Genomic DNA, 14,849 nt, shown 5'->3' with positions numbered 1-14,849 from the left:
ACCCAATACTCATCTCCTAACCCCCCCCCCCCCCCCCCCCCCCCCCCCCCCCCCCCCCCCCCCCCCCCCCCCGCTTCCCCCCTTTATAACAAAAAAAACAAAAAAAAAAAAAAACCCCGGGCCCCCCCCCCCCCCCCCCCCCCCACCAGCCTTGGGAGGCTTTAGCTAGCGGGCCGCGGTCCAGCCCTTATAGTCCTTCAGGTTCTCTGCCGTGATCAGCTGCGGGTCGAGCAGCACCGTGGCCTCGGCCGGCTTTTTGCCGGCGAGCACTTCAGCTGCCATCTGCAGCGATTGGCCGGCCATGACGTAAGGATCCTGCGAGGCCGAGGCCTTGATCATCGAGGTGCCGGAAGAGAGTTCCTTCTCGATGTCGGGCGCGCCGTCGACCGCAGTGAAGATGAACTCCGAGCGGTTGAGCTGCTTGGCCGCAAGCTGGGCGCCGATCGCCGTCGGGTCGTTGATGGCGAACACCGCGTCGATCTTGTCGAAGCGGGTCAGCAGCGACTGGAACACCTTCAGGCCGCCGTCGCGCGAGCCTTCGGCATTCTGGTCGTCGGAGAGGATCTTGATGTCCGGGTGTTTTGCCAGCACGTCCTTGCAGCCCTTCACCCGCTCGAGGATCGACGACGATGCCGGCCCGTTCAGGATGACATAGTCGCCCTTGCCGCCGGTGTGGTCGACCAGATACTGGCAGGCCGCTTCGCCGGCCTTGACGTTGTTGGTCATCACGGTGACGTCGGCGCCCGGCGCCGAAACGTCGAATGCGGCAACCACGATGCCGGCCGCCTGCGCCTTCTTCACCGCCGGCGCGATCGCCTTGGCATCGACGGCGTTGAGCATGATCACGTCGACGCCGGCGGCGATGAACGAGTCGACCTGCGAGACCTGCTTGTTGAGGTCGTAGTCGGCCGACACCGACGTCACCTCGACATTCGGGTTGATCTTCCTGGCGGCGTCCTCGATGCCCTTGATGGTGGCGACGAAGAACGGGTTGCCGAGCAGGCCGACCGAGATGCCGACCTTGTTCAGGTCCTTGGCCGAGGCCGGTGCGACGGCGACGGCCGCGAGGGCTACGCCGCAGAGCAGTTTAGCGATGGTCTTCATTGTTTTCCTCCTGATGCCCCGCGCCTCTCACGGTGCGTTAAATGAAACCGGGTCGTTGACGCCGGCGACGAAGGTCAATCACGTTCTTGCTCCCGCTTGGAGCCTGTAGCGGTCGAGGGCGACCGCCACGATGATGACCAATCCCTTGATGATGTACTGCCAGATGTCCGAAACACCGGCCAGGATGAGCCCGTTGGAGAGCACCGCTATGATCAGGCCACCGATCAGCGTGCCCCAGATCGAGCCGACGCCGCCGACGAAGCTGGTGCCGCCGAGGATGACCGCGGCAATGGCGTCGAGTTCGTAGGACTGTCCAAGCTGCAGCCCGTTGGCCGCGTAGAGCCGGGCCGCCGACATGGCGCCGCCAAGGCCGGCGAGAAGGCCTGAAACGCCATAGACGAAGAGCAGCACCAGGGGCACCTTTATGCCGGTGAGGCGGGCCGCCTCGGCATTGCCGCCGACGGCATAGATCCAGGTGCCGAGCACGGTGCGCTTGAGCACCAGCCAGGACAGCACCACGACCGACAGAGCGATGATGACCAGCCAGGGGATGCCGAACAGCGACCCGTTGCCGATGAAGTCGAACGGCAGGTCCGAGTTGAACACCGTGGTGTCCTGGCCGAGCAGGCGGGCGACGCCGCGCACGGCGGTCAGCGAACCAAGCGTGACGATGAAGGGCGGCAGCTTGATATAGGCGACGAGCAGCCCGTTGATGACGCCGAAGCCGAGGCCGACCAGAATGGCCGCCGGCACGCCGAGCATGCCCCACTCCGGCACCAGCGACACCATCACCGCCACCATCGCCGAGGCGGCAAGGATGGAGCCGACGGACAGGTCGATGCCGCCGGTCAGGATGACGAAGGTCATGCCGGCCGCGAGCACGATGTTGATCGACGACTGCTGGGTGACGATCAACAGGTTGGTCTCGGTGAGGAAGCGCGGGTTCATGATCTGGAAGCCGGCCGCCAAAAGGATCAGGACCGGCAGCATGCCAAGCGCGGCGAAGGCGGTGCGCAGCCGCCGGCTCCTGCCGACCGCGTGGTCACCCGCGCTCATCTCGGCTGCCTTGTCGGTCATCCCCAGGCCGCTCTTGTCGGTCATCCCTTGGCCGCTCCCGTTGCGAGTTCCATGATTGCCTCCTGACTGAGCGGCTGGCCTTCGGATGCGGTCACCTCGCCAGCGATAGTGCCGTCGCGCATCACCAGCACGCGGTCGGCGACGCCGATCACCTCCGGCAGTTCGCTGGAGATCATCAGGATGGCGATGCCCTTTTTGGCAAGATCATCGATCAGCCGGTAGATTTCCGACTTCGCCCCGACATCGACGCCGCGCGTCGGTTCGTCGAGGATGAGGACCCGCGGCTCGGTTTCGAGCAGGCGGGCGAGCAGCACCTTCTGCTGGTTGCCGCCCGACAGCGAGCCGGCATTGGCCTGCACCGACCTGCTGCGGATGGAGAGGTCGGAAACGGCCTTGGCGGCGCGCCTTTCGGCCGTGGCGAAGTCGCGCAGGCCGCCGGCCTGCGCGTCCCTGGCGAGCACGCCCATGCTGATATTGTCGGAAATCGACATGTCGAGGAACAGGCCGAGTTCCTTGCGGTCTTCGGTAAGATAGGCGATGCCGGCATCCAGCGCCTCGCGCGGCGAGCCGATGGCTATCGGATTGCCGTCGAGTTCCAGCGTGCCTGATGTGTGCCTGTCGGCGCCGAAGATCAGCCGCGCGAGTTCGGTGCGGCCGGAGCCGACCAGGCCCGCCAGCGCCAAGACTTCGCCCTTGTGCAGGTCGAAGGAGCAGCCTTTCAGGAGATTGCCGTCCGACATGTCGCGCACCGACAGTGCGATCGCGCGCTTGCTGTCCGGCGGGCGGTGATCCTTCTTGTAGAAGGCGGACAGGTCACGGCCAACCATCATCGAGACGAGGCGCGAGGCGTTCAGATCGGCGCGTTCGAGCGTGCCGACATAGCCGCTGTCGCGCAGCACGCTGACGCGGTCGGCAAGCTGGTAGACCTCCTCCATGCGGTGGCTGATGTAGATGATGGCAATGCCCTGCGACTTCAGCGTCGCAATCACCTCGAACAGCCTGTCGGTCTCGCGCGAGGTCAGCGAGGTCGTCGGCTCGTCCATGACGATGATGCGCGCGCTGGTCGACAGCGCGCGGGCGATTTCGACCATCTGGCGTTCGCCAAGCGACAGGCTGGAGACCGAGGCGCGCGCCGAGAAGGAAACGCCGAGCCGTGCGATGATCTCCTTGGCGCGGCGATTGCACTGGTCGCGGTCGACGATGCCGAACCGTCTCGGCTCGTTGCCGAGGAAGATGTTCTGCGCGACCGTCAGGTTGGGCGCCAGCGACAGCTCCTGATAGATGACGGCAATGCCGTTGGCGCGTGCCTTGATCGGGTCGCCGGTCGCGACCGGTGTGCCGTCGATCAGAATCTCGCCGCCGGCATCAGGCCGATAGGCGCCGGACAGCACCTTCATCAGCGTCGACTTGCCGGCGCCGTTTTCGCCCATCAGCGCGTGCAGTTCACCGGCGTGAACGGTCAACGATACGTCCTGCAAGGCGCGAATTGGGCCGAACGTCTTGGAGATGTGCCGCATCTCCAGCACCGGCTGGCGCACGGTTTCGATCCGGGCAGCGGCGGTCATCGCGCGCCTCCCGCTGCGGCATCAGCGACGCCTCGGTCGGCGGCGAGGCCGCGCCAGCTATCGCGATAGAAGGCAAGCCCGGTGAAGCTCGAGGCGCGTACCGGCTCCGGCGCCTCGGCGGCAAATTCGCGTCCAACACTCTCGAAGGCCAGAGCCGCCGCTCCGGTGGCGCTGCCCTCCAGCGTGGCGCCCTGCATGAAGGCCTGGCCGGGACGCAGCTGTGCCAGCAGGCTGGCGAGCAGGCCGCCACTGTTCAGCCCGCCATCGACGATCACCGTGTCGTTCGAATGGATCAGGTCGAGACACAGATCGACCATCAGCGCGACATAAAGCAGCGCCACGGCCGCGCGCTCCTCCGCGGTGGGTGCATGCCCGACCAGTTCGCCGTGATGGCCAGGCATCGGCCCGCCTGGCGCGAAGCTCGGCAGCGCCATGATGCCGGCGTCGATCACCTGCTGTAATGTGGAGCGGTCGATCGCGCCCTGCCAACCGTCGCTGATCGTTGCGAATTCACGGCCGCCCATGAAGCGGATGGTCGGTACCGGGCCGCCGTCGACATCGACATTGACCAGCATGTCACGGTCGCGATCGAGCTCGTCGAGCGGACAGTCCGGATTGAGCACGACGACCCAGGTGCCGGTCGAGACGACAGTGACCGGACCAAGCGCCTGCCGGCGATAGGCATGGAGCGCCGCATTGCTGTCATGGACACCGTTGTGAATGGCGATCGGCCGTGTCGACCCGCCAAAGCTCTGCTCGCCGATGACCGCGCCGGCACGCTCGAAGGCGGGCATCTGGCGGCGCCAACCCTCGGCGTCGACCAGCGAGGAGAAATCGCGTTTGCGCGGCGCCCAAAGATGCGAGTGGCAGCCGAGATAGGACACCTCCGAGACCGCCCGGCCGCCAAAGCGCCAGCTCCAGTACTGGGGATAACCGAGGATCGATTTGGCGGCGGCGAACACGCTTGGTTGCACCGTCTTCAGCCACAGCATCTGGCGACCATAGTTGAAGCCGAGCGGCAGGCGCGGCGAGAAGGTTTCGGCGAAATCCGGAATGCGGCGATCGATCTGCGCGGCAATCTCGGCCGGCGGCTCCTGCTCGTAGTCGAGTATCGGATGCGTCAGCGCCGCATCGTCGACCAAGGCAAAGGTGCAGCCATGGCCCGAAACCATCAAGCCCTCTATGCCATTGATATCGACCGCCTCACCGACGGCGCGCGCCGCCCAATCGTGAAGCGCTGCTTCGTCGAGCACGCTGAAGTCGCCTTCGCGCGTCCAGTTCGGCTGGGTCCGGCGCTCACCTAGGATCTGCCCGTCCTGACCGAAGACGAACAGCTTCGAGTTGGTCTTGCCGAAGTCGAGGACAGCCACGTTCACTGGACGGCTCCCGAGGCAGAGGCGATCCGCACCATGACGCCGGCGTTTTCGAGCATGCGTGCGTCGGCATCGGAAAGGCCGTCATCGGTCACCAGCGTGCCGATGCGCGACAAGGGCAGCGCGACGTTGCGCGCATGGATCGACAGTTTGCGGCTGTCGGCCAGCACCACGATCTGGTCGGCGCACAGGCTGAGCTCGGCGATGGAGCGGACCAGCAGCGGATGCGATTCCAGCACGCCCTCCGGGCCGATGCCCTGCGCACCAAGAAAGAACTTCGATGCGTAGAACGGCACCGTCTGGGTGAGCGAATGGATGATGCCAGGCTCGCGATGCAGTTCGCCGCCGGCAACGGTCAGGCTGCAATGGCCGTGGTCGCTCAAATAGGCGATGAGCGGCATCGAGTTGGTATAGAGCCGGATGTTGCGGCCAGCGAGCTTGACGCCGAGATGGAAGCAGGTCGAGCCGCCATGCACGATGACGGCGTCGCCATCGCGCACCATGGTCGCCGCGAGAGCGGCGATCTGCCGCTTGGCCTCGACCGCGAGATCGCGGTTCTCGTCGTAGGGCCGGGCATAGGCGACGCCCGCCTGCCCAGCGCCATCGAGCGCCGAGATGCCGCCATAGACCTTGCGTGCTTCGCCGGCCTCGTCGATCTTGTCGATGTCGCGCCGCACCGTCGCCGCCGACACACCGAGCCGCTCCTGCAACTCGCGCACCGAGGCGAAGGGGCGATCCCGCAACAGCTCGACGATCTGACGCTGGCGGCCGGAGTCGCTCAACGGATACCCTCCCGAAATGCCATCTTGCCACGGCAATTGGTGTAAGTTACTCAGCACGGATCAGATTGCAAGCTCGATTTGGTGGGACAAGATCACTCTTGACGTAACTTACTCGCATCTGCAATACCAGCGTCACTCGTCTGTCCCGGCTACCGGATCCAAAGCCGTGGCCTAGGCGGCCGGTTTGTGAAGGAGTTTCGATGGCAATCAATGCGGATGCGCAGGAACTGGCTGCTTTGCGGTCGCTTTCGGCCAGCATCGGGCGCGACCCGCACTTGACCCAGGCCGCGGGCGGCAACACGTCGCTGAAAGCCGGCGACACGCTCTGGATCAAGGCTTCCGGCACCTGGTTGAAGGACGCGCTCGCCGAGGACATCATGGTCCCGGTGGCGATCCCGCCGCTGCTCAGGGCTGTCGAACAGCGCGACCCGGCCGCCGATCAGCCACAGGGTTTCGCCATCGAGGCGCTCAACGCCCGCAAGCTGCGTCCTTCGATCGAGACCACGGTTCACGCGCTGATGCCGCAGCGCGTCGTTCTGCATGTCCACTGCGTCGATACCATTTCGCTTGCCGTGCAGGCCGACTGCGAGGCTCAAGTCGCCAAGCGCCTCGATGGCCTCGAATGGGCGTATGTTCCCTATCGCCGGCCCGGCCTGCCGCTTGCCCAGGGCATTGCCGAGCGCCTTCGGCCCGGTGTCGATGTGCTGATCCTTGCCAACCATGGCCTGGTCGTCGCAGCCGAGACCGTCGCCGGCGCCGAGGCGCTGCTGCGTCGCGTCACAGGGTTGCTGGCGCGACCGCCCCGCGAGGTGGCGGAGCCCAACGTTGTCACATTGACGACGCTCATCGCACGCAGCGGCTACAGGCTGCCGGCGGATGGCGAAGCGCATGCCGTCGCGATCGATCCTGAAAGCTGCCGCATGGCGTCAGGAGGCAGCCTCTATCCCGATCACGTCATCTTTCTCGGCCAGGGTTCGGTCGTGGCGAGGCCGGGTGAGGACGTGATGCGTGTCACCGAACGGTGCGGCACGGCACCGGTGGCGATCCTGTTTCCCGGGCTTGGCGTGCTGATGCGCGGCAACGCCAGTGCCGGCGCAAATGCCATGCAACGCTGCCTCGCCGACGTGACGGCGCGGGTCGACGTCGCAGCGAAGCTGAACTATCTGACATCAGCCGAGAACGACGAACTGATCAACTGGGACGCCGAGCAGTATCGCCAGAAACTCAATGCAGCCGGCGGCTGACATGGCGCGTCCGATTGGCCCGCTTTCGATCGGAATCGACATCGGCACATCAGGCGCCCGCGCCGTCGCCATGCGGCCGGACTTTTCGATTGCCGCGCGTTCCGCCGTTCCACTCGGCAGATTTGGCCAGAATGCCCGCGACCCGTCCGTATGGTGGTCAGCGGTCGGCGCGGCGCTGACGGAACTGCTTTCGGGCATCGATCGTGCGGCGGTCCGGTCGATCGCCGTCGACGGCACTTCGGGCACGCTGCTGCCGGTCGACGGCGCCGGGCGGCCGCTGGCCGAGCCGTTGATGTACAACGACAAGGTCGACGACGACGCCATTCTGGCGGTGATCGCGCGCGAGGCGCCGGCCGCGAGCGCAGCCCGTGGGCCGACGTCCGGTCTCGCCAAGGCGCTGTTGTTCCAGCGCCTGCCCGGCGTCGCGGCGGTGCTGCATCAGGCCGACTGGATCGCCGGACAGTTTTCCGGCCGCTTCGACATCAGCGACGAGAACAATGCCCTGAAGACCGGCTACGATGTCGAGGCCCGCCGCTGGCCGGATTGGATCGCGGCGACCGGCATGCGCATGGAATTCCTGCCTGGTGTCGTCAAGCCGGGCGATGTCACGGGAAAGCTCACCGCGAGCGCAGCGGACCGGTTCGGCCTGGCGCGCGACGTCGCCGTGGTCGCCGGCACGACGGATGGCTGCGCGTCGTTCCTGGCGACGGGGGCTGCGGCTGTTGGCGACGGCGTCACCGCGCTGGGATCCTCGCTGACCATCAAGATCCTTTCCGACCGGCCGATCTCGGCGCCGCAGTTCGGCATCTACAGCCATCGGTTGGGAGATGCCTATCTGGCGGGTGGTGCGTCGAATTCGGGCGGCAAGGTGCTGGCGCAGCATTTTTCTCTCGCGCGCATCATCGAATTGAGTGCGGCAATGGACCCCATGACCGAGACCGGTCTCGACTTTTATCCGCTTCCCGCGGTTGGCGAACGCTTTCCGATCGCCGATCCTGATTTGCCACCCCGCCTGACGCCGCGGCCGGCGGACGACGCCGACTATCTGAAAGCGATGTTCGAGGGCATTGCGGCGATCGAGGCGCTCGGCTATCGCCGGCTTGCCGAACTCGGCACCCCCCGATTGACGTCGGTCAGGAGCGTCGGCGGCGGTGCGGCAAATCCCACCTGGACCGCGATCCGGCAGCGCAAGCTGGGTGTCGATTTTCTGCCGGCGCTTTCGGACGAGGCGGCCGCCGGCACGGCGCGGCTGGCGCTGATGGGCGCAATCGCAGCGGGGCTGTTGTGAGCACCAAACCAGTCGAACATCTCAACGGCATCGGAGCGCTGGTCGAGCGCTATCAGGTGTTCCTGCTCGATCAGTTCGGCGTGCTGCACGACGGCACGAACCCCTATCCGGGCGCCGTGGAGGCGTTGTCGGCGCTGAAGCGCGCAGGCAGGACGATCGTGCTGGTCTCGAATTCCGGCAGGCGGGCGCGGCCCAATGAGGCCCGCCTGCTGAAGCTCGGCTTCGAACCAGGAAGCTGGGATCAATTTGTCTCTTCCGGCGAGATCGCGTGGCGGTCCTTCCACGAAATGGCGATATCCGGAAAGCTGCGCCAAAACACAAAGTGCCTGCTGATCAGCCGCGAGCGCGACCGCTCGGCGATTGAAGGCCTGCCTTTCGTGTTGACCGGGGGCGGCGACGATGCCGAGCTGGTGCTGATCGCCGCCAGTGAGGGCGACCATTACGATATCGAGCACTATCGCCGGCTTTTTGCGCCGGCAGCGATGCGGCAGGTGCCGTGCTTCTGCACCAATCCCGACAAGATCATGCTGACGGCAGTCGGGCCTCGCTTTGGCGCCGGCCAGCTTGCGGATCTCTACGAGAGCCTCGGCGGCAGCGTCACCCGCATCGGCAAGCCCTACACGCCGATCTTCGACGCCGCGCTGGCGCTGGCGGGCAACCCGGACCGCAGCAGCGTGGTCTGTGTCGGCGACAGCGTCGAACACGATGTCGCCGGTGGAATTGGTGCCGGCGTGGCGACAGCGCTGGTCTTGTCCGGAATATTGGCGGATACCCGTGACCTGGCAGAGCTTTTCGACAGTCTGGATGCCTACCCCGATTACACCACGGACAGTTTCAGATTCGCTGATTGAGATCGGCAGCTTCCGAGGGTTGAGCGCTGCCATGGTGATCGTTCCGTCGTTCGTGCTGCTTTCGGTGGCGCAGCCCTTTGGCTGCTGTTGCCAGTTCACATCTGGTTGGTCGGAGGCTATTGAACTGCATGCGTGATTTCCAACTCCCCGGACGGTCGCCGGTTCGTGCGACGGAAGCGATGGCCGCGACATCGCACCCTCTGGCGACATTGGCGGCGATCGAGATGCTGCGGTCCGGCGGCAATGCAATGGACGCAGCCGTGTGCGCGGCGGCGGTGCAGGCGGTGGTCGAGCCGCAATCGACGGGTATCGGCGGCGACTGTTTCGTCCTCTATTGTCCCAACGGTCAAGGCGAGGTTCTGGCCTTCAACGGCTCCGGCCGCGCACCGGCAGCAGCAGAGGCGCAGTGGTATCTGGACAGGGGGCACGACGAACTGCCTGAGTCCGGTCCGCACGCGGTCACCGTGCCGGGCGCCGTCGACGCCTGGTGCCGGCTGCTCGAGGATCACGGCAAAAAGGGCATCGACGCCGCGCTCGCGCCGGCCATACGCTACGCCGAACAGGGTTATGTCGTCCAAGACCGCGTGGCCTTCGACTGGGCCGAAAGTGACGCCTTGCTGGCCGCCGACGAACATGCCGCGCGGATATTTTTGCCGGATGGAAAGGCGCCGCTGGCCGGCGAGCTGCACCGGCAGCCGCAACTGGCCGAGACCCTGCGCATTGTCTCGCGCCGTGGCCGTGCCGGCTTCTATGAAGGCGAGGTCGCCGACGACATGGTTTCGCGTCTGTGCGCGCTTGGCGGGCTGCATGCGCTCGAGGATTTTTCGGCGACGAAGGGCGACTATGTCAGTCCCGTCGGCACATCCTACCGGGGCTACGACATCCATCAGATGCCGCCGAACAACCAGGGGCTGACGGCACTGATCATGCTGAATGTGCTGTCGGGCTTCTCGCTCGGTTCGCTGGAACCGAACGGCGCCGAGCGCTTTCATCTCGAGATCGAGGCGGGGCGGCTTGCCTATCAGGACCGCAGCAATTTCATCGGCGACCAGAACCAGGTCCATGTCCCCGTCGAGCAATTGTTGTCCAGTTCCCATGCCGACCAGCTTCGCGCCGAGATCGATCCGGCGCGCGCGATGACGCATCTGCCACGCCTGGAGCTTCAGCCGAGCGATACCGTCTACATCTCGGTGGTCGACCGCGACCGTAATGCGGTCAGTTTCATCAACTCGACCTTTGGCTCGTTCGGCAGTGGCGTGGTCGGGCCCAGGACCGGCGTCGTCCTGCAGAATCGCGGCAGCAGCTTCCGCCTGGCGGCGGACCACCCAAACCGCATCGCCCCGGGAAAACGCCCGATGCACACCATCATGCCGGGCATGGTGACAGCCAAGGGCAGGGCAGTCATGCCGTTTGGCGTGATGGGCGGCGGCTACCAGCCGTTCGGCCATGTCCATTTGCTCACCAACATGATCGATTTCGGCATGGACCCGCAGGAGGCGCTCGATGCGCCACGCGTGTTTTACCGACAAAACACTGTGGAGGCGGAGCGTGGCGTTCCGGCCGAGGCGATCGCCGGCCTGCGCGAGCGCGGCCACGACGTGTCCATCCCAACCGAGCCGCATGGCGGCGGCCAGCTGGTGCTGATCGACTGGGACAAAGGCACGCTTACCGGCGCGTCCGATCCACGCAAGGACGGTTGCGCGCTGGGTTACTGACGGTCCGCCGCGCCCCGCGTGCTGGTCCTGTTCAGTTTCGGCGCTGCCGCCACCAGCGCCTTGCCGATCGCCGACTGCGGAGCACCGATGACCGCACGGGCATTGCCGCTTTCGGCGACGCGGCCGGCATCGAGAATGACGACACGATGAGCGATGGCGCTGATGACGCCGAGATCATGCGAAATGAACAGGTAGGCGATCCGTTGCTCGCGTTGCAGATCGAGCAGCAATTGCAGGATCTGCCGGCGCACCGATACGTCGAGCGCGGACACCGCCTCGTCGAGGACGATCAGCGACGGGTTTGTGGCGATGGCGCGAGCGATCGCGATGCGCTGGCGCTGGCCGCCCGAGATCTCGTGGATGGCACGAGCGGCGAGATCAGAGCTTAGGCCGACGCGCTCGAGCAGAGCGGCGATGCGGCGCGGGCGTTCTGATCGGGCTGCGATGCCATGGATGCGCAAGGGATCGTCAAGCACACGCGCCACGCTGGCGCGCGGATTGAAGGCGGCGAGCGGGTCCTGGAAGACCATTTGCACGCGCGCGCGCCGGGCGCGCAACGCAGTATCGTTCAGGGACAGGAAATCGCCACCTTCGAACTCGATGCGGCCGGCGTCCGGTTCGATCAGCCGCAGCAGCAGCCGCGCGACCGTCGACTTGCCGCTGCCGGAAGGGCCGGCCAGCGCCAGCGTCTCGCCGGCCTCGATGTCGAAGGAGACATCATCGACGGCGGCTATTGTCTTGCCGCCGCGACGATATCGTTTGGTCAGGCCGGAAACAGCCAGCAATGGACTGCTCACCGCGACGCTCCTGACTGCTGCAGCAGCGGTTCGGCGTCGAGGCCGAGATGGGCGTTAAGCAGCGCTCTTGTGTAGGCGTGGCGTGGGCTGGCGACGATCTGCGCCGTCGTGCCGAGCTCGACCAGCTCGCCGTGCCGGAACACGGCGATGCGCTCGGCCAGCTCGGCGGCCAGCGCGATGTCGTGGCTGACGAACAGCAGCGTCATGCCGTCCTCGGCCACCAATTGCCGGATCAGCGCGACGATCTCGGCCTGCACGATGGTGTCGAGCGCGCTGGTCGCCTCATCGGCGATCAGCAGTTTCGGGCCGGCCGCAATCGCCGCGGCGATCGCCACGCGCTGCTTCTGGCCGCCGGAAAGCTGGTGCGGGTAGGCGCGCAAGGCGGCGTCCGGGTCGGGCAGGCGGACGCGTTCGAGCAGGGCTTTCGCCTTGGCATAGGATTGCGACCAAGTCAGGCCGAGATGCGTGTGCGCGACTTCCGCGATCTGCTCGCCAACCGTCATTACCGGATCGAGGCTGGCCGACGGGTCCTGGAAGACGAAGCCGATATCGCGGCCACCGAGGGGGGTGTGGTCGGGAAGACTGGCAGGATGGCGATCCGTCGCGCCCCCCTCTGTCCTGCCGGACATCTCCCCCACTTGGGGGGAGATTGCGCTGCCATTTCCGCTTTCGCCAATCTCCAAGGCTGCAGGGGGAGTGCCGGCGACGGAACTGCCGATCTTCCCCCTTGTGGGGGAGATGTCCGGCAGGACAGAGGGGGGCGCGAAGGAATGAGGCGATCGAAGGTTCGGTAACTTCCACTCGATCGAGCCTCCAACCTTGGAAGATCCTGGCAGCAGCCCGGCAATGGCCAGCGCCAGCGTGCTCTTGCCTGAGCCGCTCTCGCCAATGATGGCGAAGCGCTCGCCGGCGGTGACATCGAGGCTGACATGGTTCAGCGCCGCCACGTCGCTGCCGTCGCGGCGATAGGTCACTGTCAGATCGCGGATCGAAAGCAGCGCTGTCACGACAGGCTCCTTCTCACCGCCGTCGTCTCGACGACGCCTTCACCGGCGAGATAGATGCCGAGCACGGTCAGCACGAGTGCCACGCCCGGAATGATCGACAGAAAGGGCGCGGTGCGCAGCACGGCGCGACCCTCGGCGATCATGCCGCCCCAGGTCACGCGGTTTGGGTCGCCGAGGCCGAGAAACGAGAGGGCCGCTTCGGTGAGGATCGCTGCGGCGACGATCACCGACGACAGCGCCAGCACCGGCGGCAATGCGTTGGGCAGCACTTCGCGCAACGCGATCTCCAGCGGATGCATGCCGATGACGCGGGCGCCGGCGACAAAATCGCGCTCGCGGATCGACAGCACTTCGGCGCGCGCAACGCGCGCCGGCCCCGTCCAGGCGCCGAGCGCGATCGCCGCAACGACGACGCCGAGCGACGGCCCCACGACGCTGACGAAAGCCAGCGCCAGCAGGAAGCTCGGCACGGTCTGGAAGGCGTCGGTGATGCGCATCAGCACCTCGTCGACGAGGCCGCCGGCAAAGCCGGCCAGCGTGCCGACTATTGCGCCGACGGCAAGGGCTGCGGCCGCAGCCGCCAGCCCGACCGCCAGCGAGGTACGGGCGCCGTGGAGAAGCGCGGCCAGCACGTCGCGGCCGAGCCGGTCGGTGCCGAGCAGCAGCGACCAGTCCTGAAAGGGCGGCAGCAATGCCGGCCCGGCAATGGCCTGCGGATCGCCGGGAAAGAACAAAGGCGCTGTCAGCGCCATGGCGAACAACGCTACCAGGATGATCGCGCCGGCGACCGCTTCCGGCGTGCGAAGAAAGCGGCGAAGCGGGCTCACGCGCTGGCCTCGCTAGAGCCGACGCGCGGATCGAGGAAGGCGTAGGCGATGTCGACGAGAAGATTGATGACGATGACCAGAACGGCGCTGACCAGGATGATGCCGAGCAGCAGCGGCGTGTCGCGCGCTGCCACCGCTTCCTGCGCCAGCCGGCCGAGCCCGGGAACGGAAAAGACGCTTTCGATGACGACGCTGCCGCCGAGCATCTGCGCCGATTGCAGGCCGAGCATGGTGACCAGCGGCAACAGCGCGTTGCGGGCGACGTGGGCGAGCACGATGCGGCGGCGGGAGAGCCCTTTGGCCCGGGCGGCGAGGACGAAATCCTGCCGCCAGACCTCGGCCATGCCGGCGCGCATCATGCGCAGATAGAGTGCCAGATAGATGAAGCCGAGTGCCGACACCGGCAGGACGAGATGGCGCGCGATATCGGCCGCGCGGTCAAGGCCGGTCTTGCCCGACGCGATGCTCTCGATGCCGCCGATCGGGAACCAGCGCAGGTCGACGGCAAAGACGATGATCAGCACCAGCCCGAGCCAGAAGCCGGGAACGGCATAGAGCGCCAGCGAGCCGATCGACAGCAAGCGGTCGCGAAAGCCGCCGGGCTTGGCGCCGGCATAGATGCCGAGCGCCGAGCCGAGCCCGAAGGAGAGCGCGGTGGCGCTGCCCATCAACAGCAGCGTGTTGGGCAGGCGTTCGAGGATGACGTCGCGGATTGGCCGCGAAAAGGTCACCGACTGGCCGAGGTCGAGATGCAGCAGCGCCCAGAGGTAGTTGGCCAGCCGCGTCAGCGCCGTCTGGTCGAGGCCCCAGCGATGACGCAGCAATTCGATCATGCCGGCGTCACCGCCGGTCGAGGCGATATAGGCGTCGACCGCGTCGCCGGGGGCGGCTTCCAGCAAAAGGAAAGTGCCGATCACGACAATCAGCAGCACGAAGACGCTGCCGACGAGGCGACGACGAAGGAGGAGAAGCGCGCGGGTCATGACGGCGCCGGCTGCTTGGCGATGTGCCGATCGTGAGAAATGCCCCGCCCAGGCACCCCCCTCTGTCCTGCCGGACATCTCCCCCGCAAGGGGGGAGATCGGATGTCATCGGCGATTTCGCCAATCTTCAACGCAGCAGGCAAACGAGCCGACGTTGCGGCCAGCCAATCTCCCCCCTTGCGGGGGAGATGTCCGGCAGGACAGAGGGGGGTGTGAAGGAACTCGGCATTTGACCA

At 66.3% G+C, this 14,849-nt stretch carries 13 protein-coding genes; 4 read left to right on the top strand and 9 right to left on the bottom strand.

The window, feature by feature from the left end:
* Positions 1 to 165: 165 nt before the first annotated feature.
* The 5 genes from AC0L18_RS16850 to AC0L18_RS16830 form a co-directional block, all read right to left on the bottom strand.
* On the bottom strand, positions 166 to 1,104 hold the full coding sequence (locus AC0L18_RS16850; RefSeq protein ID WP_091595356.1) for an ABC transporter substrate-binding protein: 939 nt from the start codon (positions 1,102 to 1,104) through the stop codon (positions 166 to 168).
* A 78-nt stretch (positions 1,105 to 1,182) separates the two neighbouring features.
* The gene (locus tag AC0L18_RS16845; protein WP_473493383.1) at positions 1,183 to 2,181 is read right to left on the bottom strand and encodes an ABC transporter permease subunit; all 999 of its coding nucleotides are present in this window, start codon (positions 2,179 to 2,181) and stop codon (positions 1,183 to 1,185) included.
* 20 nt (positions 2,182 to 2,201) lie between these two features.
* Positions 2,202 to 3,746 (bottom strand): sugar ABC transporter ATP-binding protein, encoded by a 1,545-nt coding sequence (locus AC0L18_RS16840; protein ID WP_473493368.1) that lies wholly within the window; start codon positions 3,744 to 3,746, stop codon positions 2,202 to 2,204.
* The gene (locus AC0L18_RS16835; protein ID WP_473493367.1) at positions 3,743 to 5,122 is read right to left on the bottom strand and encodes an FGGY-family carbohydrate kinase; all 1,380 of its coding nucleotides are present in this window, start codon (positions 5,120 to 5,122) and stop codon (positions 3,743 to 3,745) included. Before AC0L18_RS16835 ends, AC0L18_RS16840 begins: the two co-directional genes overlap by 4 nt.
* Positions 5,119 to 5,901 (bottom strand): DeoR/GlpR family DNA-binding transcription regulator, encoded by a 783-nt coding sequence (locus tag AC0L18_RS16830; protein WP_473493366.1) that lies wholly within the window; start codon positions 5,899 to 5,901, stop codon positions 5,119 to 5,121. Before AC0L18_RS16830 ends, AC0L18_RS16835 begins: the two co-directional genes overlap by 4 nt.
* 200 nt (positions 5,902 to 6,101) lie before the next feature.
* On the opposite strand from AC0L18_RS16830, the gene AC0L18_RS16825 reads away from it, so the two are divergent.
* The 4 genes from AC0L18_RS16825 to ggt all read left to right on the top strand — a co-directional run bounded on the left by AC0L18_RS16825 (position 6,102) and on the right by ggt (position 10,999).
* Entirely contained in the window at positions 6,102 to 7,145 is a 1,044-nt protein-coding gene (locus AC0L18_RS16825; protein ID WP_473493365.1) for a class II aldolase/adducin family protein, read from the top strand.
* Between the two features lies 1 nt (position 7,146).
* Positions 7,147 to 8,433 carry an FGGY-family carbohydrate kinase gene (locus AC0L18_RS16820; protein ID WP_473493364.1) on the top strand — a complete coding sequence of 429 codons (1,287 nt, stop codon included), beginning with the start codon at positions 7,147 to 7,149 and terminating at the stop codon, positions 8,431 to 8,433.
* On the top strand, positions 8,430 to 9,284 hold the full coding sequence (locus tag AC0L18_RS16815; RefSeq protein ID WP_473493363.1) for a TIGR01459 family HAD-type hydrolase: 855 nt from the start codon (positions 8,430 to 8,432) through the stop codon (positions 9,282 to 9,284). Before AC0L18_RS16820 ends, AC0L18_RS16815 begins: the two co-directional genes overlap by 4 nt.
* 128 nt (positions 9,285 to 9,412) lie before the next feature.
* The gene (ggt, locus tag AC0L18_RS16810) at positions 9,413 to 10,999 is read left to right on the top strand and encodes a gamma-glutamyltransferase (RefSeq protein ID WP_473493362.1); all 1,587 of its coding nucleotides are present in this window, start codon (positions 9,413 to 9,415) and stop codon (positions 10,997 to 10,999) included.
* Here ggt and AC0L18_RS16805 read toward each other — a convergent pair.
* From AC0L18_RS16805 to AC0L18_RS16790, 4 genes are read right to left on the bottom strand one after another with little or no spacing between them, the layout of a single operon-like run.
* A complete protein-coding gene (locus AC0L18_RS16805; RefSeq protein WP_473493361.1) occupies positions 10,993 to 11,796 on the bottom strand; it encodes an ABC transporter ATP-binding protein in 804 nt (267 codons plus the stop codon). The two genes, ggt and AC0L18_RS16805, sit on opposite strands and share 7 nt — an antisense overlap.
* On the bottom strand, positions 11,793 to 12,803 hold the full coding sequence (locus AC0L18_RS16800) for an ABC transporter ATP-binding protein (RefSeq protein ID WP_473493360.1): 1,011 nt from the start codon (positions 12,801 to 12,803) through the stop codon (positions 11,793 to 11,795). The genes AC0L18_RS16805 and AC0L18_RS16800 overlap by 4 nt, the downstream gene beginning before the upstream one ends.
* Positions 12,800 to 13,630 (bottom strand): ABC transporter permease, encoded by an 831-nt coding sequence (locus AC0L18_RS16795; protein WP_473493359.1) that lies wholly within the window; start codon positions 13,628 to 13,630, stop codon positions 12,800 to 12,802. Before AC0L18_RS16795 ends, AC0L18_RS16800 begins: the two co-directional genes overlap by 4 nt.
* Positions 13,627 to 14,613 (bottom strand): ABC transporter permease, encoded by a 987-nt coding sequence (locus AC0L18_RS16790; protein WP_473493358.1) that lies wholly within the window; start codon positions 14,611 to 14,613, stop codon positions 13,627 to 13,629. The genes AC0L18_RS16795 and AC0L18_RS16790 overlap by 4 nt, the downstream gene beginning before the upstream one ends.
* Positions 14,614 to 14,849 lie beyond the last annotated feature (236 nt).

It is taken from the genome of Mesorhizobium sp. WSM4819, assembly GCF_055811215.1.
The sequence above is the reverse complement of the archived record's forward strand: the minus strand, read 5'-3'. Positions and strand labels throughout refer to the sequence as shown.